This is a genomic window from Rathayibacter sp. CAU 1779 (assembly GCF_054551755.1).
On sequence record NZ_JBTOLK010000001.1, the window covers coordinates 1,979,422 to 1,998,971 of the forward strand.

Genomic DNA, 19,550 nt, shown 5'->3' on the forward strand with positions numbered 1-19,550 from the left:
CCGGAGTCGGGGGCCAAGGATGACCGTGCAACTGCTCGGACCGGCGGAGATCCGTGATCTGGCGGAGCTCCTGGATGTCACGCCCACGAAGAAGCTCGGGCAGAACTTCGTGATCGACGCCAACACCGTGCGCCGCATCGTGCGTGTGGCCGAGGTGGAGCCGGGAGACGTCGTGCTCGAGGTCGGTCCGGGGCTGGGGTCGTTGACCCTTGGCCTGCTGGAGGCGGAGGCATCCGTCGTGGCGGTCGAGATCGACGGACGGCTCGCCGCCCAGCTGCCGATCACCGTGCAGCAGCTGGCGCCGGAGGCTGTCGACCGGCTCACCGTGGTGCACCAGGACGCGCTGACGGTCGAGAAGCTCCCCGCGGATCCGGTGCGACTCGTCGCCAACCTGCCGTACAACGTGTCGGTTCCCGTGCTGCTGCACCTGCTGCAGCGGATACCGACGCTGAGGTCCGGTGTCGTCATGGTGCAGGCGGAGGTGGGGCAGCGGCTCGCCGCCGGACCCGGATCCAAGGTGTACGGATCGCCCAGCGTGAAGGCCGCCTGGTACGGGTCCTGGCGCACAGCGGGCCAGGTGTCCCGCCAGGTGTTCTGGCCGGTGCCGAACGTGGACTCGATCCTCGTCGCGTTTCAGCGCCACGAGCATCCGGGTGGTGGCCAGAACGGTGAATCGCAGAACGGCGATGCCCGGAGCGAAGAGGCGTTGCGTCGCCGGTTGTTCGCCATCGTCGATGCCGCATTCGGCCAGCGCCGCAAGATGCTGCGTCAGTCGCTGTCGGGTGTCTTCGGGGACTCGGCGACGGCATCCGCGGCTCTCGAGACGGTCGGGCTGCTGCCGACGGCTCGAGGTGAGGAGCTCACGATGGAGCAGTTCCTGGCTCTGGCTCGCAACGCGCCCGGTTCGGCGACCCCGTAGGTTGGTACACATGACGTCCGCGAGCCTGGGCCTTCCCGTTCACGCCCGTGCCCCTGGCAAGGTGAACCTGTATCTCGGCGTCGGTTCCGTCGGCGACGACGGTTACCACGACGTCGCCACCGTCTATCAGGCGGTCTCGCTGTACGAGGACGTTCGGGTGTGGCCGGCGTCGCGGGTGACGGTGAGCTTCAGCGGTCCCATCGACTGCAGCGGTCTGCCGACCGATGACAGCAACATCGCGGTGCGAGCGGCGCGGCTCGTCGCCGAGGCGGCCGGCGTCAGCGGCGGTGTGCGCATCGAGATCGAGAAGAACGTTCCGATCGCCGGCGGCATGGGCGGCGGATCGGCGGATGCTGCTGCCACACTCATCGCGTGCGACGCCCTGTGGAGTGCCGGACTCAGCCGAGACCACCTGCACCGCCTAGCGGCGCAGCTCGGTGCCGACGTGCCGTTCGCGCTCGCCGGAGGGACGGCGATCGGCCTGGGACGCGGCGACGAGCTGAGCCCGGTGCTCACGCAGGGACGATTCGAGTGGGTGCTCGTTCTGCCGCACGGCGAGTTGTCCACGCCTGCCGTGTATCGCGAGCTCGACCTGCACCGCGAACGGCACGCGGGGGAGTTGGGCCCGGTGGTCGAGCATCCGTCGGTGAGCACGGAGTTGCTGCAGGCCCTGCGCGCCGGAGAACCAGCGATGCTCGCCGAGAACCTCGCCAACGACCTGCAGGCGCCGGCCATCCACCTCTCGGACGAGCTGGCAGACGTGCTCGAGCTCGGGGAGCGCAGCGGCGCTCTCGCCGGGCTCGTCTCCGGATCCGGTCCGACGATCGCGTTCCTGGCCGAGGATCGCGAGAGCGCGATCGACCTGCAGATCGCGCTCAGCGCGGCCCAGCTGCGGGCCGTGCGGGTGTCGGCGCCCGTGCACGGTGCGAGGGTGATGACGCTCGGTGGGTGACCGCCGGGCATGACCGACGTCGCCGGATGGCGCGGACACGACCGAGGGACGCCGGAGTACCGACGCATCCTGATCGCCCTCGGATTCGCCGGCGTCGCGACGTTCGCTCAGCTGTATTCCCCGCAGGGCATCCTTCCGCTCGTCGCCCGTGACTTGCACGTCACGGCAGCGCAGTCAGCGCTCCTCATCTCTGCTGCGACCATCGGGCTCGCCGTCGGCGTGCTGCCGTGGTCGTGGCTCGCCGGTCGGATCGGATGCCTGCCGGCGATGCGCATCGCACTCCTCGCGGCCATCGTGTTCGGCACGGCTGTCGTGCTGGTGCCGGGTTTCGAGGCGATCCTCGTGCTGCGTGTGCTGGAGGGCCTCGCGCTCGGAGGCGTCCCCGCGCTTGCGATCACATACCTGCACGAGGAGGTGCGGGCATCCCACACCGTGGTCGCGGCAGCGACGTACGTCTCCGGCACGACCGTCGGCGGGCTGATCGGTCGCATCCTCGCCGCACCGTTCGCGGAGCTCGTGGGCTGGCGCGCCGGTGTCGGCATGGTGCTCGGGCTGTGCGCCGTCGCGACCGTGGCGTTCGTCCTGATCACGCCCGTGCCGCGCGGAAGCAGAAGGTCGCCACAGGCGACGCTGCGCTGGGTGGCGAAGGTGTCCGTGGCGAACCTGCGCAGCGTGGGCATGCTCGTGCTGTTCGCCCAGGCGTTCCTGCTCATGGGCGGCTTCGTCACGGTCTACAACTACTTGGCGTTCCGGCTGGAGCTTCCGCCCTTCGAACTGAACCCGTTCCAGGTGTCGCTGTTGTTCCTCGCCTACCTCGCCGGCACGTATTCGTCGCGTCAGGCGGGCGGAGCGGCTCGACGATTCGGGCGCACCCGCGTGCTGCTGGTCTCCATCGCGGTCATGGTCGTCGGCGTGCTGCTCACGCTGCTGGCCTCGCTCGCGTGGGTGATCGTCGGGCTCGTCGTGTTCACGGCGGGGTTCTTCGCCGCGCACGCGATCGCGTCCGGATGGGTGGGATCCCGCGCCGTCGTCGGCCGCGCCCAGGCGGCATCGCTCTACAACCTCTTCTACTACCTGGGATCGAGTGTCATCGGATGGTGCGGCGGACTCGTCTTCGCCGCCGGAGGATGGGGCGCAACCGTGGGGATGGTCGCCTGTCTCGCCGTTCTCGCTGCAGTGTTCGCGGGCGGCTACGCGCTGCGGACGCACTCCGCTCCGAGCGTCCGCTGACCCGCTCCGCTTCGGGGTGCGCACGATCGCGCCACGAACATGGCGCGATCGCGCCAGGAATGCGGGAGTGCGCCAGCATTTCTGGCGCAACCGCAACCGCAACCGCAACCGCGGGCGCCGCGCGCACGCGCGGGCGCGGGTGGACGTGCAGGACGCGGGGCAGGTGGGCTGGGCTCGCCTACCCGATCAGCTCCGTGAGCTCGAACCAGCGCTCCTCGAGAGCGGATGTCTCGAGCTCGAGCGAGCCGATGGCATCCGTCTTCGCGAGAAGCCCCGCGTAGTCGGCCTGGTCGTGCTCGGCGAGCGCGGTGCGCTCGGAGTCGATGCGCTCGGTGAGCTTGGCGATGCGCCGCTCGATGGATGCGACCTCCTTCTGCGCGTCACGCAGCGCAGAACCCTGCAGGCCGCCACCACCGCCGGCTGAGCCTGTCGAAGCCGCAGAGTCGACGTCGCCGGCGGAACTCGAAGCCCCGCCCGATGCGCTCGGCGCCCCAGCCGCATTCCGTTTCTCCTCGAGCGCGCGCAGGCGCAGGTACTCGTCCACTCCGCCAGGCAGGTGTCGCAACCGGTGGTCGAGGATCGCGTACTGCTGGTCGGTGACGCGTTCGATGAAGTACCTGTCGTGCGACACGACGATGAGCGTGCCCGGCCACGAGTCCAGCAGGTCCTCCATCGCGGCGAGCATGTCGGTGTCGAGGTCGTTGGTCGGCTCGTCGAGGATGAGCACGTTCGGCTGGTCGAGCAGTATCAGCAGCAGCTGCAGGCGCCGCTTCTGGCCTCCGGACAGGTCCTTCACCGGGGTGGAGAGCTGGGCGGAGGAGAATCCGAGCCGTTCCAGCATCTGGCCCGGCGTGAGCTCCTGCGCCTTCGACCCGGAGCCGATCGTGTACGTCGTGCGCAGCCGCCCCAGCACCACGCGCACCGGGTCCGCGAGATGCTGCTCGAGCTCGTCGAGGCGCTGCGTGAGCGAGGCGACCTTGACGGTCTTGCCGCGCTTGACGCGTCCGGCGGTCGGCTCGACGGTGCCGGCGATCAGCCCGAGCAGCGTCGACTTCCCCGCGCCGTTGACGCCGAGGATGCCGGTGCGCTCGCCGGGCGCGATCCGCCACTGAACGTCGTGCAGCACCGTCTTCTGCTGGAGGCCGTCCGCAGTGGATCCCTCGAAACCATCGGCGGCCGTCGATGACCCGATCCTTTCCTGAGGACGGAACCGGTTTCCGTCGCCCTCGCGGACCGGATACGACACCGACGCGTCGACAAGGTCGACGACCTCTTTGCCGAGCCGAGACACCGCGAGCGCCTTCAGCGAGACAGAGTCGCGAATGGGCGGCACGTCCTCGATCAGCGTGTTCGCCGCGTCGATGCGGAACTTCGGCTTGGACGTGCGGGCCGGTGCGCCACGGCGCAACCACGCGAGCTCCTTGCGTGCCAGGTTCTGCCGCTTCGCCTCGGATGCTGCTGCCATCCGATCGCGTTCAACGCGCTGGAGGATGTAGGCGGCGTACCCGCCATCGAACGGCTCGACGATACGGTCGTGCACCTCCCACGTCGCGGTGCAGATCTCGTCGAGGAACCACCTGTCGTGCGTCACGACCAGCAGCCCGCCGGCGCTGGCCGACCAACGGCGCTTCAGGTGCGCGGCCAGCCACGTGATGGCCTCGACGTCGAGGTGGTTCGTCGGCTCGTCGAGCGCGAGCACATCCCAGTCGCCGGTGAGCAGGGCGGCGAGCGCGGCGCGACGCCGCTGGCCGCCGCTCAGCGAGCCGATGCGGGCATCCCAGGGGACGTCCGACAGCAGCCCGGCGATCACGTCCCGCACGCGGGCATCGCCGGCCCACTCGTGCTCGGGTGTGTCGCCGACGACCACCTGGCCTACGGTGAGCGAGTCGTCGAGCACGTCATCCTGATCGAGCACGCCGATGCGGATGCCGCCCCGCACCGTCACCCTGCCGGAGTCGGGTTCCCTGCGCCCCGCGAGCATGGCCAGCAGGCTCGACTTGCCGTCGCCGTTGCGGCCGACGATGCCGATGCGATCGCCCTCATTCACCCCGAGCGAGACGGAGTCGAAGACGACCTTGGTGGGGAACTCGAGATGCAGGGCTTCGGCCCCGAGAAGATGCGCCATGTCGGGTTCAAGGGTAGGGGACCCGGCTGGATGCCCGACGCCCCGGTGACCCTGCACCGAACTGCGGCACTTCGGCGCGACACGCCGGACGGCACCCCGAAGTGCCGCAGCTCCGCACACCGCAGCCCGGCCCTCGCTTCGCGTCCACAGGCTCGCATGATGGGGAATCCACCACAGACTGTCCGCCGGGTGACCGAGCCGACGAGCAGCGGGGATACGGTCGCTGACAACGCGCGGGTCACCGGGCAGAATGGGAGGGTGTTCGTGTCGCCGGATGTGATCGGCATGGTGATCGCGTTGTTCGCGTTCGCCATCACAGTGCTGGGCGGAGTGGCGGGCATGCTCGCCAGACAGACGAAGGCGATCGACGCCAGGCTCGACGCCTCTGAGGGACGGGTCAACCAGCGATTCGATCGAGTGGACGACCGATTCGATCGAGTGGACGACCGACTCGATCGAATGGACGACCGCATGACTCGTGTCGAGGGCGAACTCGTCGAGGTCAAGGTCGCGATCGCGCGTATCGAGGGTCCGCGGCCGCGCCTGCAGCAGCTGTGATCTTGAGGGTCAGACGCGGCCGGGCGCCCGGCACCGTCCGATCGTCGTCAGGTGCCGATGCATCCGGTGCCGACTGACATCAGGCGTCGACGAGGATCGCCGCCGGCTCGATCCGGATGACGACCGACTTCGACGCGGGCGTGTTGCTGACGTCTGCCGTGGCGTCCAAGGGCACCAGAGGATTCGCCTCGGGGAAGTAGGCGGCGGCGCATCCGCGCGCTGTCGGATACGACACGAGCCGGAATCCGCGGATCACCCGGTCGACGCCGTCGCTGAACTCGCTGTGCACGTCGACGCGCTGACCGTCGCGCAGCCCCAGCTCCGCGATGTCGAGCGGATTCACGAACACCACATCACGGCCCTTCTTCACGCCTCGATACCTGTCGTTCAAGCTGTAGATCGTGGTGTTGAACTGGTCGTGCGCCCGGATGGTCTGCAGCAGCAGACGTCCGGGAGGACACTCGACGTACTTCAGGTCGTTCGCCGTGAACTTCGCCTTGCCCGTGTCCGTCGGGAACGTGCGCGAATCGCGCGGTCCGTGCGGCAGCACGAATCCACCCTCCCGGCGGATCTTCGTGTTGTAGTCGTCGCAGCCGGGACAGACGTGGGCGATGTGATCCCGGATGCGGTCGTAGTCCTTCTCGAAGCCGGCCCAGTCGATGGGGACAGAGTCGCCGAGCGTCGCGCGGGCGAGCCGCGTGATGATGGACACCTCGGACAACAGGTTCGGCGACACCGGATCCACCTTGCCCCAGGAAGGATGCACGGCGCACACGGTGTCCTCGACAGAGACGAACTGCTCGCCGGATGCCTGCAGGTCGACCTCTGTGCGTCCCATCGTGGGCAGGATCAGCGCCTCCTTGCCCACTACGGCGTGCGACCGGTTCAGCTTGGTGGACACCTGGACGGTCATGTCGGCCTTCTGCACGGCGTTCTCCGCGACATCCGTGTCGGAGATCGCGGCGACGAGGTTGCCCCCGAGCGCGAACCAGACCGAGATGCGGCCGTCGGCCAGAGCGCGGATGCCGTCCACGCTGTCCACGCCGTTGGTGCGCGGCGGGTCGAAGTGGAACTCCTGCTGCAACTTGTCGAGGAAGGCCGGCGGCATCTTCTCCCAGATGCCCATGGTGCGGTCGCCCTGCACGTTGCTGTGTCCGCGGATGGGCGAGGCACCGGCTCCCGGCTTCCCGATGTTCCCGCGCAGGAACAGCACGTTCATGATGTCCTTGATCGTTGCGACGGCGCTCTTGTGCTGCGTGAGACCCATCGCCCACGTGATGATGACGCGATCCGCCTTCATGTAGCGGTCGGCGAGTCCGCCGATCTCTCCCGCGGTGAGGCCAGTGGCACGGAGCACGTCGACCTCGTCCAGGTCGCGCACTTCTGCCGCGTATTCGTCGAATCCCTGGCAGTACGTGTCGATGAAGTCGTGGTCGAGCACGGTGCCGGGGGCGGCATCCTCCGCTTCGAGCACGCGTTTCGCCACGGCCTGCATGAGCGCCTGGTCGCCGCTCAGCCTGATCTGCAGGTAGTCGTCCGCGAGTCCGGTGCCCTTGCCGATCCAGCCGCCGATCTGCTGCGGATTCTTGTAACGCATGAGGCCCGCCTCGGGAAGCGGATTCACCGCGACGATCTTCGCCCCCGCCTGCTTCGCCTCTTCGAGCGCCGTCAGCATGCGCGGATGATTGGTGCCTGGATTCTGACCCATGATGATGATGAGGTCTGCCTTGGCGAAGTCGTCGTACGTCACCGTGCACTTGCCGACGCCGATCACCTCGCCGAGCGCCGCACCGGTGGACTCGTGGCACATGTTGGAGCAGTCGGGCAGGTTGTTCGTGCCGAACGCGCGGGCGAACAGCTGGTACGTAAAGGCCGCCTCGTTCGATGTGCGGCCGCTCGTGTAGAACGCGGCGTGATCGGGGGAGTCCAGCGACTTCAGCTTGTCGCCGATGATGCGGAAGGCCTCATCCCAGGCGATGGGTACGTAGCGGTCGCTGTCCGCTGCCTTGTAGACGGGCTCGGTGAGCCTGCCCTGCATGCCGAGCCAGTACTCCGACTTCGCCAGCAGGACCGGGATCGGATGCTCGGCCCAGAACGAACTCGAAACGGTGACGGGCGTCGCCTCCCACGTGACGGCCTTGGCGCCGTTCTCGCAGAACTCAGCCACCTTGCGGTGCGACGGGTCCGGCCACGCGCAGCTCATGCAGTCGAAGCCGTCCTTGTGGTTCATCGAGGTGAGCAGCTTCGCGGCGCGCGTCGGGCCCATCTCCCGCACCGCGGGTCCGACGGAGTGCAGGATTCCGGGGATGCCGGCAGCCCACTGCTTCGGATGCGAGATCCGCAGGTTCTCGACGTCGTCGACGGTTCGTTCGCTCGGCACCCCGTCGATCGTCATGCCGCGCTTCCTTCCGTGCAGGTCTCGTCGATCCGCTGCCCGCCGGCGTAGACCACCATCGATTCGCCGCGCACGAAACCGATCAGACTCATTCCGGCGTCGACGGCGAGTTCCACCGCCAGTGACGAGGGGGCAGACACCGCGGCCAGCATCGGGATGCCCGCCATGAGCGCCTTCTGCGTCAACTCGAAGCTCGCTCGGCCGGAGACCATCAGCACGGTCCCGCGCAGTGGAAGAAGGTCGTGCGTGAGCGCCCAGCCGACCACCTTGTCGACCGCGTTGTGCCGACCGACGTCTTCACGCACGACCATGAGCTCATCGTCGGCCACTCGGTACAGGCCAGCGGCGTGCAGGCCGCCGGTCTTCTCGAAGACGTCCTGAGCCGCGCGCAGCCGATCCGGCAGCTCCGCGAGCGTCTGCAGGGGTACCCGAACCTGGTCGCCGCGCACCTCGAACGACGAGGTGGTGCGCACGGCGTCGATGCTCGACTTGCCGCAGATGCCGCACGAACTGGTCGTGAAGAACTCCCTGGCCAGGGCGGATGCCGGCGGGGCGACTCCCGGAGCAAGCGTCACGTCGAGCACGTTGTACGTGTTCTCCACGCCCTCGCCCGCACAGAATCGTGCGGTGGCGAACTCGTCGCCGCGATGGATGACTCCCTCCGAGACGAGGAAGCCCGCCGCCAGCTCGACATCGTTCCCCGGTGTCCGCATCGTCACGGCGAGCGACCGTCCGCCGACGCGGATCTCGAGGGGTTCCTCGACGACGAGGGTGTCTTCCCGTCTCGCGATTGCGGCGCCGATCGTCAGCCGGGCGACTCGACGTCGGGTCGTGACCCTGCCCATATTTCATGGATACGCTGCTGCCCGCGATATCGCAACAGACGCGTGCGAGCGCGAGAGCACTAGAAGTCTCGCCGAGCGGCAAGCGCCTTCCCGGATGCGGACGAGACGACCCTGGCGCGTCATCCGCCGATGTACGACATCTCGATCCGCCGGCCGTCGTTCTCTGTCGCGGGCCGGTCGGAGGGCGGTGTCAGCGACGAGCGCAACTCCGTATACCTGTCCTCTCGTCTCGCCCACACCCCGGCCATCGCGGTGGCGAGTTCGTCGTCGTCGGATCCGGATCGCAGCAGCGCACGAAGATCCGCGCCGTGGTCGGCGAACAGACACGTGAAGAGCTGCCCGTCCGTGGAGAGGCGTGCCCTGGTGCAGCCCGAGCAGAACGGACGGGTGACCGAGGAGATCACGCCGATCTCGCCCGCGCCGTCCAGATAACGCCACCGCGTCGCTGTCTCGCCGGGAGCGCTCGGCGCGATCGGTTCGAGAGGATGCACGGCCGCGATCCGCGCCAGCACCTCGCCGGAGGGGACCACCTCGTCCAGACGCCATCCGTTCGTGCTGCCGACGTCCATGTACTCGATGAAGCGGAGCACGCATCCGGTGCCACGGAAGTGCTCGGCCATCGGCAGCACGTCGTCGTCGTTCTGTCCGCGCTTGACGACCATGTTCACCTTGACCGGGCCGAGTCCCGCGGTGCGCGCGGCTTCGAGGCCGTCCAGAACCCGTGCGAGCGGGAAGTTCACGTCGTTCATGCGCCGGAACGTCTCGTCGTCGAGCGAGTCGACCGAGACGGTGACGCGGTTCAGGCCGGCTTCGGCCAGTGCGGCGGCCTTCGCGGCCAGCGCGGATCCGTTCGTCGTCAGCGCGAGGTCGAGCCGACGGCCGTCGGGTGCGCGAAGCGCCGCGAGCATGGCGACGAGTCCCTCGATGCCCTTGCGCAAGAGCGGTTCGCCGCCGGTCAGCCGCACCTTGCGCACGCCGAGGCGCATCCCCGCCGTGACGACGCGCTCGATCTCCTCGAGCGTGAGCAGCTCGGCACGGGGGAGGAAGGCGTAGTCGCGTCCGAAGACCTCCCGCGGCATGCAGTAGACGCAACGGAAGTTGCAGCGATCGGTGACGGAGACTCGCAGGTCGGTGAGCTGCCTGCCGCGTCGATCGGCGACGGCGCCTGTGGCGGGCAGCGCACGGGCACCCCGCCCGTCGTCCCTCCGGATCGTCCCCGCCACGGAGTGCTCCTTCGCCTCGGTGACGCGAACCGGCGTGCCCATGCAACGCGCGGCAGTGCGCGTTCGCTCTCACCGATTCGAGAGTAAGCCGTGTGTCGAACTCGTGCGGGCTGCGGAGTACCGACGATGGCCCACGGCGGTCGCCCGCAGTGGTGAGAGCCGGCCTCAGATCAGTCCGAGAGCGAGCATCGCGTCGGCCACCTGCGTGAACCCGGCGATGTTGGCGCCCGCCACGTAGTTGCCAGGAGTGCCGTACTCATCGGCCGTCGCCAGGCATCGGTCATGGATCGACCGCATGATCTCGGCGAGCCGTTCCTCGGTGTACTCGAACGTCCACGAGTCGCGCGATGCGTTCTGCTGCATCTCCAGCGCGCTCGTCGCGACACCGCCCGCGTTCGCGGCCTTGCCGGGGGCGAACGCGACGCCCGCCTCGCGGAGCGCGCGGATGGCATCCGGCGTCGTCGGCATGTTCGCGCCCTCGGCGACGATGCGGCAGCCGCCCGCGATAAGAGCGCGTGCCGCATCGGCGTCGAGCTCGTTCTGCGTCGCGCAGGGCAGCGCGATCTGGCACGGCACGTCCCAGATCGAACCGCCCGCGATGTAGCGAGCGGATGCTCCGCGCTTCTCCGCGTACTCGCTCACCCTGCCGCGGTGCCCGTTCTTGATCTCCTTGAGGAGGTCCAGGTCGATTCCGGCCTCGTCGACGACGTAACCGTCGGAGTCGGAGCAGGCCACGACCACGCCACCGAGCTGGTGCACCTTCTCGATCGCATAGATGGCGACGTTGCCGGATCCGGAGACCACGACGCGCTTGCCCTCGAAGGAGTCGCCGGCGGTCTTCAGCATCTCGTCCACGAAGAACACGGCGCCGTATCCGGTCGCCTCGGTGCGCACCTGGGATCCGCCCCAGCTGAGCCCCTTGCCCGTGAGCGTGCCCGACTCGTAGCGGTTGGTGATGCGCTTGTACTGGCCGAAGAGGTATCCGATCTCGCGACCGCCCACACCGATGTCTCCGGCCGGAACGTCCGTGTGCTCGCCGATGTGGCGGTACAGCTCCGTCATGAAGGACTGGCAGAACCGCATGACCTCCGCGTCGGACTTGCCCTTCGGGTCGAAGTCGCTGCCGCCCTTGCCTCCGCCGATCGGCAGACCGGTGAGGGAGTTCTTGAAGATCTGCTCGAAGCCGAGGAACTTCACGATGCCGAGGTAGACGCTCGGGTGGAAGCGCAGACCGCCCTTGTACGGGCCGAGCGCCGAGTTGAACTCGACGCGGAATCCGCGGTTCAGCTGCACACGACCCCGGTCATCGGTCCACGGCACCCGGAAGATGATCTGCCGCTCCGGCTCGCAGAGTCGACGGATGACCTCGGCGTCGGTGTACTCCGGATGCTTCGCCACGACCGGCCCGAGGCTCTCCAGAACCTCGCGCGTCGCTTGATGGAACTCCGTTTCACCGGGGTTGCGTCGCACGACTTCGTCGAATACCGACGACAGGTTCTGTTCGAGTTCGGGCATGGGAGGTCTCCAATCGATCCGGGGGAGAGGTGTCGCCGGACGATCTGTGAGGATTCACAGGCAACCTCCCCAGGGTACCCGTACGTGGGATACCACTCGTTCACCGGCCCGGGCTCGGGCGTGCGGAGGCCCCGCTGAGTGGATCCTGCGTGTCGTGTGTGTGCGGAAAATCGGCACTCCGGCGCGACACGCCGCGTGTCGGCCGCGACGCGCCGACACGGATCCCGAAGGGCCGCTCTTCGGCACGGCAGCCGGGCTCAGTCGACTGGCTGGGCGCGGGCGCGTGAGACGACGCGTCCCCGTGCCGACTCGGGAAAGGTGGTCAGGAGGTGGCGCACCTGGTCGGCGTCGACATCCGCTCCGAAGAGCTCCGTGTTGGGCTCCATGCGGATGCCATCGGCGAGCGGTCCCGCCAGTACCGGATCGAAGCCGAGCGCGTCGACGAACGCGGCGACGGCATCCGTGTCGGCTGCTGCGTCCCCCGCTATCGCGATCGCCTTGCGGCCCTCCGCCCCGTGCGGCCGCGTCTCCTCTTCGAGATCGTGATAGCCCATGTGGTTGAAAGCCTTGACGACGCGGGATCGCGGCAGGAACTTCTGCACGATCTCACTCGTGGAGGTGAGCGGGTCGTTGAGGTCGTCGCGGATCCCGTCGATCTCCCACCAGTAGTTCATGGCATCGACGACCAGCTTGCCGTCGAGCGAGTCCACCGGCAGCGTCTCGTGCTTGCCGAGGGGCAGGGCGAGCACCACGAGATCCGCGCCGCGCGCCGCCTCGTCTGCGGAGACGGCACTGGCGCCCGGCACGAGCACCTCGACGATCAGAGCGATCTTCGCCGGATCGCCCGACCCTGCGACCAGCACGCGGAACCCCGCCGCGACCGCGAGGCGGGCCAGCACGGTCCCGAGCTTTCCAGCGCCGAGAATTCCGACCGTGCGGATGGCGTCGCCGCTGCCTGTCGTCACGATGTCCCATCGTAGGTCGGATGCCGTCTCGACATCCGACACCGTCCCCGTCGGGTGCCCGTTCAGTCGGCGTTCGCCCGGGGTCGAGCCGCCTCGGCCGGGCCGTCGGGGAGCTTGCGCATGCCGGTGAGCGGTGAGAACAGCACGATGCCGCAGCCGAGCAGCGAGAGCACGGCGCCGATCCACATCGTGGTGGTCACGCCGAGCCATCCGCCGAGCAGCCCGGCGAGCACACCGCTGATGGGCATCACGCCCCATACGACGAACCGGATGGACGCGTTCATCCGCCCGAGCAGGGGTCGCGGGCAGATGCGCTGCCTGAATGACACCTGCGCGATGTTGTAGACGAGCACGCCGAAGCTGAACAGGAAGTCGGCGCCGACGAGGAGCGGGATCGCTGCTGAGGGGAACAGCGCGGCGAGCGGGATGACGAACGGCGGCACCGACGACACCAGCGCCGCGACGACGATGACCGTCCCCTCGCCGATCACCCGGGACAACCAGGGCGTGCACAGGGCACCGAGGATCCCGCCGACGGCGCCCATCGCGGTGACGATGCCGTACACGGCGGGGGAGAGACCGAGCTCCCTCAGCACGAGAAGCGGCAGGAGGGTGAGCACGAGGCCGCCGAAGAGATTGAACGAACCGGTCATCAGGGTGATGCGCCGCAACAGCGGCGTGCCGAAGACGAAGCGGAGACCCTCGCCGATCTCCCGCGCGAGCGACGCGTGCGGCGATTTCTCGTGCCGCGGCTCGTCGTCGCGGATGGAGGCCACGAATGCGAACGAGAAGAGATACCCGATCGACGTCGCGAGCACGACGAGCGGCGCAGGCATGATCGCAAGCAGACCGCCGGATGCCGCCGGCCCACCCACACGGGCCACCTGAGCGCTCGCCTCCAGGCCGGAATTCGCCGACGCCACCTGCTTCGGCTGCACCAGCCTCGGCACGTAGCTCTGATACGTCACGTCGAAGAAGACCGTCGCACCGCCCACCACGGCGCCGACCACGAACAGGTACCAGATCTGCAGCACGCCCAGCGCCCACAACAGCGGAATGGATGCCAGTGCCACCGCCCGCACCGCGTCCGCCGTCATCATCACGCGGCGTTTGCGCATCCGATCCACCCAGGCGCCGACCGGCAGGCCGATCAGGAGGAACGCGAGGGTCTCCGCCGCGTTCAGCAGGCCGACCTCTTGCGCGGTGGCATCCAGCACGAGCACGGCGAGCACGGGGATGGCCAGCGTGCCGAGCTGCTCGCCGACCTGCGAGAACGTCTCGCCGATCCAGAGCCGCACATAGGACCGGTTGCGCCACACCGAGGCGTCGCGCGGCGTGTTGCGACCTTCGGCGACCACGGCAGGCTCCGCGCCGCCTGAGGACTCCGCGTTGGCAGGGGCGTCGGCGGGGTCGGGCATCCCTTCACCCTAAGGGCGTGCCGGAAACGGTGCGGCTGCGGCATCCACGGGCGCGGTTCGCGCGCACGAGCTGTGCATGCTTGGCTCTCGGGATGAGGTTGCACATCGACGCGCACGGATCGGGACACGAAGTCGCGGTCCTGCTGCACGGAATGACCGGGTCGTCGGAGAGCTGGTGGCGGCTCGTTCCGCTGCTCGTCGACAACGGATACCGGGTCCTCGCGGTCGACCTGCCCGGACACGGGCTGTCGCCGCGGGATGAGACGCTGACGATACAGCGCGCGGCAGACTCGGTCGCGGAATCGATCGCCGACGAGTGCGGTCACGCTCCATCCGTCGCCATCGGACACTCGTTCGGCGGGACGGTCCTCGCCGCGGCCGTCGGCTCGGGAGTGCTCATCCCGCGTCTCTCGGTCTACGTCGATGCGCCGTTCGGGTCCCGCGGCGGTTGGGACCACGCAGAACTCACCGCCCGATACGAGCAGGACAAGCTGGCCCGCACCTACGACGGGCTGCGCTCATCGCGGGCCTACTACAGCGACCGGGACTGCGTCGTCGAGGCGCGCGCGGCCGAGCGCTTCGATCCCGCGACCGCAGCCGCACCGGCTGCTGCTCCCGGATTCTCGTTCCAGCCGGAACCGGGGTCGATCATCGTCAGAGCCGATCCCAGCGACTACGTCGACGACGAGGCGGCAGCCGCGTACCTGCATCGCGGCGTGGCCGTCCGAAGCATCCCCGGTGCAGCGCACAGCGTCTGGTACAGCCACTTCGACGAGTTCGTGGGTGCGTTGCCCGAACTGTTCGGGACCTCGACCTCTTGGGGGCATGGGGAAGAGCAGGTCGTAGGGTTGCAGGATGAGCCAGGAGCTGTGGGATCGGGCTGCAGAAGACTTCGATGACGCTCCAGACCATGGGCTGACGGATCCCCGCATACGAGCGGCGTGGCAGGACCTGCTCCTGCAGGTGCTGCCGCCGGCCCCGGCACGCGTCGTGGACATCGGCTGCGGCACGGGCACCCTGACCCGGCTGCTGACCGATGCCGGCTACAGCGTGGATGGGCTCGACTTCTCCCCGGAAATGGTTCGTCGTGCTCGGGAGAAGGTGCCGGAGGCGGCGTTCTGGATCGGCGATGCGGCGTCCCCGCCGCTGCATCCGGGCGCATACGACGTGGTGTTGAGCCGGCACGTCCTGTGGGCGATGACCGATCCGGCGCGTGCGCTGAGCAGATGGGTCGATCTCCTCACACGCGACGGGATGCTCGTCCTCGTCGAGGGAAGGTGGGGCACGGCCGGCCTGACGGGGCGTGAAGCGCAGAAGATTGTGCTCACCGCACGCGAAGAGGCCACGATCCGACCGATGCCCGAATCCGTCTACTGGGGCAAAGACATCGACGACGAGCGCTACATGATCGTCAGCCGACGTTAGCCGAGCCGTCGATCGGCAGACCGCACGGCGAAGCTGCGCTCAACCGTTGCGAGAGAACGCCTGCGTCCCGAGCACGGAGAGCAGCCGCAGCTTCTCGTCGGCGTCGGTGTGCGGCGCAGCGGTCAGCACGAGCAGCGCCTGCCCCTGGTCTTCGGTGAAGAGCACCTGGCAGTCGAACTCGATGGCACCGACCTCGGCATGTATCAGCACCTTGTGGTCTTCGAACCGCGCCGCCACCTCGTGACGATCCCACAGCCCCGCGAACTCGGGGCTGATCCTCGTCAGTTCCCCGACGAGCTCGCCGGCGCGCGACCGTCGCCCCATGGCCCCGTAGGCGACGCGGAGGTTCGCGACCAGTGCACGGGACTGGCGGTCGCGATCGTCGGCCGGGTAGAGCATCCGCTCGGTCCCGGGATGCGCGAACCAGCGGTACACGTCGCTGCGCTCCCAGCCGGTGAGGGCGGTGCGATCGCCGAAGAGCGCGTCGGCCATGCGGTTCTGCACGAGGGTCTCGCCGAGGCTCGACAGCACGAGCGCCGGTGAGTCGTCGAGGCGGTCGAGCACGCGCAGCAGCGCGGGAGCGACGTACGTCGAGACGGATGCGCGGTCCGGCGCCGCATGACCGGCCGCGCGATAGAGGTAGTCGCGTTCGTCACGGCTGAGCCGCAGCGCACGCGCGAGGGATGCGAGCATCTGCTCGCTCGGCTGCGGACCCCGCTGCTGTTCGAGACGGGTGTAGTAGTCCGTGGACATCGCGGCCAGCTGCGCGACCTCCTCGCGGCGCAGGCCGGGGGTGCGCCTGCGCGCGCCTTCCGGCAGGCCGACGTCGGCAGGCGTCAGCTCGGAGCGCCTGCTGCGCAGGAACTCGGCGAGGGCGGCGGCATCCATGAATCCATCTTCGCCGGCGGTCCCCGGCCCATCCAGGGATTCCGGATCCCCCGATGAGCGCTCTCTGCCGCCCGCGTTCCGCCGCGGTCACGCTGAAGACATGCAGATCAGCGGAAACACCATCTTCATTCCCGGCGCCACCAGCGGCATCGGACTCGCGTTCGCCGTCGCACTCCAGGAGCGCGGCAACACCGTGATTGTCGGAGGCCGCAGGGTCGAGCTGCTGGAGCGCATCCGCTCCGAGCATCCCGGCATCGACGCGGTGCAGATCGACACGGCCGACTCGTCGAGCATCGCATCAGCGGCCGAGCGCGTGCTTGCCGACCACCCCGACCTCAACGTGCTGGTGACCATGGCCGGCATCATGCGCGTCGAGGACTGGCACACGCCCGCCGGATTCCTCGCCACGGCGGAGGCCACGGTGACGACCAACCTGCTGGGCACGATCCGGCTCATCGGAGCGTTCGTCGAGCACCTGCAGACGCGGCAGGACGCCGTCATCATGACGGTCTCGTCCGGTCTCGCCTTCGTGCCGTTGAGCGTGACTCCGACCTACAACGCCACGAAGGCCGCCGTGCATCAGCTGACCGAGTCGCTTCGGCTGCAGCTGGCGGACACGGGCATCCAGTTCGTGGAGCTCGAGCCGCCGGCGGTGCGCACCGCGCTCATGCCGGGGCAGGAGACGAGCGAGGCCGCGATGCCGCTCGACGAGTTCGTCGACGAGGTGATGGGGCTCATCGAGTCCGATCCGGACGCCCACGAACTGCAGGTGGAGCGCGTCAAGTTCCTGCGCTACGCGGAGGCGCGCGGCGAGTACGACACTGTCGTGGCGGCGCTCAACCGGCAGGATCCGCACGCCGCCCGCGCGGCGGCGTGACGCAGCTCCGCTGACCGAGGGGCCGACCCGGGCCGGGATCCCCCGTTGCGCTCCGGCCGAGACCCACGGGTCGCGGCGACGCCGGCGGTGATGCTCAGCATCCCGTCGGCGTGAGCGTCGGCTCCGCGAGGTAGCGATACGTGGCCGAGTGCCGGAACCCGAGGCGGTCGTAAAGCCTGCGGGCGACGGCGTTCGACGCCAGGACCTGCAGCCAGACATCCGTGACTCCGCGATCGGCTCCGGATGCCGCAAGCCCGGCGATCACGGCACTTGCGTGACCGCGACCGCGGGCGTCCTCTCGGGTGGCGACCGTGTACAGCCCACCCCAGAAGGTCCCGTCCCGCTCCACGAGGGCGAGCCGACCGACGGATGCCGCACCGCGCGCATCCCGAACCGTCGCGTACAGCGAAGGGACCCCGGTCAGGATGCGCCGCGCGACGTCGAGCTCGGCCGTTCCGCCGCGGCCGTCGACGGCCCACCACGTGGCCAGCCACTCGTCGTCCGGCGTCTCGTCGACCGCGACGGATACGGTGCTCGCTCCGGTCTCGCCAGTGGCATGGCCGAAATCTGTCGGTGTTCCGTCGGCGAGCGATCCGGCGATGGTCGCCAGCGGCGCCGTCATGACGAGGGTCTCGCTGTCCTCGACGTATCCGCGCTCGGCAAGGCGCTGCTGCAGCTCGGCGTCGTCGTCGGACAGCTGGAAGACGGCAGGGAGGCCGCGCTCGCGGTACAGGCGCTCGACGGCGGCGATCGCCGAGCCCGGATCCGCGACGGCCGACGCCGGGTACACGGAGTTCGCGCGGCGCGTGACGCCGGAAGCGAATCGCGCGACCCAGCCGTCGACATCCGCTCGTTCCAGCGCGGGCCAGCCGGCGTCGGCGAGCGCCGCGAGGTCGGCGCCGAGGTAGGGCGTTCCGGAGGGCAGCGGGGGCAGGAGGTCTGGCATCAGACCACGCTAGCTGGCTGTTCCGGAAGGCCGGCGTCGACCACGGGCGGGCAGCGCCGAACCATCGGCGCCAGCCAGGGCCAACTCTTCTCCGCGACCCTGCGGCACCTTGTCAAGCCGTCATGACCCGTGAAAGGGTTACACGCGGGGGGCTGGCCGCTTCCCGACGGCCTGCAAAGGCGCGGCGGAAGGAGCGGCATGTCAGAGGGTTATTCGGTGGGTTCGGCGCTGAACGGCAGCGGACACTACCCACGCACCGGCTCGATCGAGGTGATCGAGGAACGCCCGCGTCGGTCGTTCTGGTGGGCCTGGATCCTCGTCGGCATCGTCGTCGGGACCGTGGGCTTGCTGCCCTGGTTGCTGACCGGCATGACCCTCCCCGTGCAGAAGCTTTGGGCGACGCACACCTCGGCATCCGACATGCCGCTGGCCCTCCTCCCGTTCGGCACGAACGGGCTCGACGAGGTCGTCGTCATGTTCCTCGCCGGATCGACGATTGCCGGACTCGTCGGCCGCATCGCCCACAACACGCTGTCCCAGGGCGGATTCTGGGCGCTGCTCGGCGGCGTCGTGCTCGTGCAGGCCGCGGCGACGGCCCAGGCGGCCTTCGTGCTCCAGGCGGGCGTGAAGCATCACATCGAGTCGACGGCGTACCTGTCGGTGCTCGTGCTCGGCGCGCTCCTCGCGACCCTGGCCGGAGCCGGGATACTCGCGCTGATCGCCAGAGCGCCGCGCGCCGGCGCTCTGCTCGGCATCGCCCTTGCCGCGCTGCCGTTCTCCGAGTGGCTGGCGAGCTACACGACGCTGACCTCGTTGTCGCGGCTGCACCTGATCGGCACCGAGGTCATCGCCTGGCTCCCTGCCGTGATCATCGCCGCCGCGATCGGCTGGAGCGGGATGGACACGGTCGGACGCATCATCGCGGCCCTGGTATCGCTGGCGCTCGTCTGGATCGCGCCTGCCGTCAACGCGGCGATCGGCGCTGTCGCAGCCTCGCACGCGCTGTCGTCGGCGCCGTTCGCGCTGGCGCGACACGGTCTGGTCGCGTTCCGGTCCACGCTGCTCGAGTTCGACGTGCTGCTTCCGCCGCTCGTGCTCACCGTGGTCATCTCGGCCGTCGCCCTGCTGGTGCGCCTCGCCGTGAGTCGCACCCGTCGCGGACGGATGCCGCACGTCGCGGTCGAGTACTGAATGGATCCTGGCCGTAGACGGCAGGCACACGATCGGCTCTGCGATCCGCTCCGGGACAGGGGTCCACGACGCCCGTCC

17 protein-coding genes are annotated in these 19,550 nt (G+C 69.0%); 8 read left to right on the top strand and 9 right to left on the bottom strand.

What is annotated here, in order from left to right:
* The first annotated feature begins 19 nt into the window (after positions 1-19).
* The 3 genes from rsmA to ACX9R5_RS09055 are packed head-to-tail and all read left to right on the top strand — an operon-like array spanning position 20 to position 3,101.
* Positions 20-919, top strand: a complete 900-nt coding sequence (gene rsmA / locus ACX9R5_RS09045) for a 16S rRNA (adenine(1518)-N(6)/adenine(1519)-N(6))-dimethyltransferase RsmA (RefSeq protein ID WP_459408649.1) — start codon at positions 20-22, stop codon at positions 917-919.
* Positions 920-929: 10 nt separating this feature from the next.
* Complete coding sequence (locus tag ACX9R5_RS09050; RefSeq protein ID WP_459408650.1) at positions 930-1,871, top strand: 4-(cytidine 5'-diphospho)-2-C-methyl-D-erythritol kinase; 942 nt, start codon at positions 930-932, stop codon at positions 1,869-1,871.
* A gap of 9 nt (positions 1,872-1,880) precedes the next feature.
* Positions 1,881-3,101, top strand: a complete 1,221-nt coding sequence (locus tag ACX9R5_RS09055) for an MFS transporter (protein ID WP_459408651.1) — start codon at positions 1,881-1,883, stop codon at positions 3,099-3,101.
* 178 nt (positions 3,102-3,279) lie between these two features.
* Here ACX9R5_RS09055 and ACX9R5_RS09060 read toward each other — a convergent pair whose 3' ends face one another.
* A complete protein-coding gene (locus tag ACX9R5_RS09060) occupies positions 3,280-5,226 on the bottom strand; it encodes an ABC-F family ATP-binding cassette domain-containing protein (RefSeq protein ID WP_459408652.1) in 1,947 nt (648 codons plus the stop codon).
* A 189-nt stretch (positions 5,227-5,415) separates the two neighbouring features.
* On the opposite strand from ACX9R5_RS09060, the gene ACX9R5_RS09065 reads away from it, so the two are divergent.
* Positions 5,416-5,784, top strand: a complete 369-nt coding sequence (locus tag ACX9R5_RS09065; RefSeq protein WP_459408653.1) for a response regulator — start codon at positions 5,416-5,418, stop codon at positions 5,782-5,784.
* Between the two features lie 79 nt (positions 5,785-5,863).
* On the opposite strand, the gene ACX9R5_RS09070 is transcribed toward ACX9R5_RS09065, so the two are convergent.
* The 6 genes from ACX9R5_RS09070 to ACX9R5_RS09095 all read right to left on the bottom strand — a co-directional run bounded on the left by ACX9R5_RS09070 (position 5,864) and on the right by ACX9R5_RS09095 (position 14,145).
* A complete protein-coding gene (locus tag ACX9R5_RS09070; protein WP_459408654.1) occupies positions 5,864-8,179 on the bottom strand; it encodes an FdhF/YdeP family oxidoreductase in 2,316 nt (771 codons plus the stop codon).
* A complete protein-coding gene (gene fdhD / locus ACX9R5_RS09075; protein ID WP_459408655.1) occupies positions 8,176-9,024 on the bottom strand; it encodes a formate dehydrogenase accessory sulfurtransferase FdhD in 849 nt (282 codons plus the stop codon). The genes ACX9R5_RS09070 and fdhD overlap by 4 nt, the downstream gene beginning before the upstream one ends.
* Before the next feature lie 119 nt (positions 9,025-9,143).
* Positions 9,144-10,247 (bottom strand): GTP 3',8-cyclase MoaA, encoded by a 1,104-nt coding sequence (gene moaA, locus ACX9R5_RS09080; protein ID WP_459408656.1) that lies wholly within the window; start codon positions 10,245-10,247, stop codon positions 9,144-9,146.
* A 165-nt stretch (positions 10,248-10,412) separates the two neighbouring features.
* Positions 10,413-11,762: an NADP-specific glutamate dehydrogenase gene (gdhA, locus tag ACX9R5_RS09085; protein ID WP_459408657.1), complete on the bottom strand. Its 1,350-nt coding sequence runs from the start codon at positions 11,760-11,762 to the stop codon at positions 10,413-10,415.
* Positions 11,763-12,019: 257 nt separating this feature from the next.
* Complete coding sequence (locus ACX9R5_RS09090; protein ID WP_459408658.1) at positions 12,020-12,727, bottom strand: NADPH-dependent F420 reductase; 708 nt, start codon at positions 12,725-12,727, stop codon at positions 12,020-12,022.
* Between the two features lie 62 nt (positions 12,728-12,789).
* On the bottom strand, positions 12,790-14,145 hold the full coding sequence (locus ACX9R5_RS09095) for an MFS transporter (RefSeq protein WP_459408659.1): 1,356 nt from the start codon (positions 14,143-14,145) through the stop codon (positions 12,790-12,792).
* 92 nt (positions 14,146-14,237) lie between these two features.
* Between ACX9R5_RS09095 and ACX9R5_RS09100 the strand changes: the two genes are divergently transcribed.
* Both ACX9R5_RS09100 and ACX9R5_RS09105 read left to right on the top strand, forming a co-directional pair.
* Complete coding sequence (locus ACX9R5_RS09100; protein WP_459408660.1) at positions 14,238-15,044, top strand: alpha/beta fold hydrolase; 807 nt, start codon at positions 14,238-14,240, stop codon at positions 15,042-15,044.
* Positions 15,001-15,570: a class I SAM-dependent methyltransferase gene (locus ACX9R5_RS09105; RefSeq protein ID WP_459408661.1), complete on the top strand. Its 570-nt coding sequence runs from the start codon at positions 15,001-15,003 to the stop codon at positions 15,568-15,570. The genes ACX9R5_RS09100 and ACX9R5_RS09105 overlap by 44 nt, the downstream gene beginning before the upstream one ends.
* Before the next feature lie 39 nt (positions 15,571-15,609).
* Here the strand turns inward: ACX9R5_RS09105 and ACX9R5_RS09110 are convergent, their stop codons facing one another.
* Positions 15,610-16,458 carry a helix-turn-helix transcriptional regulator gene (locus ACX9R5_RS09110; RefSeq protein WP_459408662.1) on the bottom strand — a complete coding sequence of 283 codons (849 nt, stop codon included), beginning with the start codon at positions 16,456-16,458 and terminating at the stop codon, positions 15,610-15,612.
* A gap of 100 nt (positions 16,459-16,558) precedes the next feature.
* Between ACX9R5_RS09110 and ACX9R5_RS09115 the strand changes: the two genes are divergently transcribed.
* Positions 16,559-17,335: an SDR family oxidoreductase gene (locus ACX9R5_RS09115; RefSeq protein WP_459408663.1), complete on the top strand. Its 777-nt coding sequence runs from the start codon at positions 16,559-16,561 to the stop codon at positions 17,333-17,335.
* A 94-nt stretch (positions 17,336-17,429) separates the two neighbouring features.
* Here ACX9R5_RS09115 and ACX9R5_RS09120 read toward each other — a convergent pair whose 3' ends face one another.
* The gene (locus ACX9R5_RS09120; protein ID WP_459408664.1) at positions 17,430-18,281 is read right to left on the bottom strand and encodes a GNAT family N-acetyltransferase; all 852 of its coding nucleotides are present in this window, start codon (positions 18,279-18,281) and stop codon (positions 17,430-17,432) included.
* Positions 18,282-18,479: 198 nt separating this feature from the next.
* Here ACX9R5_RS09120 and ACX9R5_RS09125 point away from each other — a divergent pair, with 198 nt between their 5' ends.
* Complete coding sequence (locus tag ACX9R5_RS09125; RefSeq protein ID WP_459408665.1) at positions 18,480-19,472, top strand: hypothetical protein; 993 nt, start codon at positions 18,480-18,482, stop codon at positions 19,470-19,472.
* Positions 19,473-19,550 lie beyond the last annotated feature (78 nt).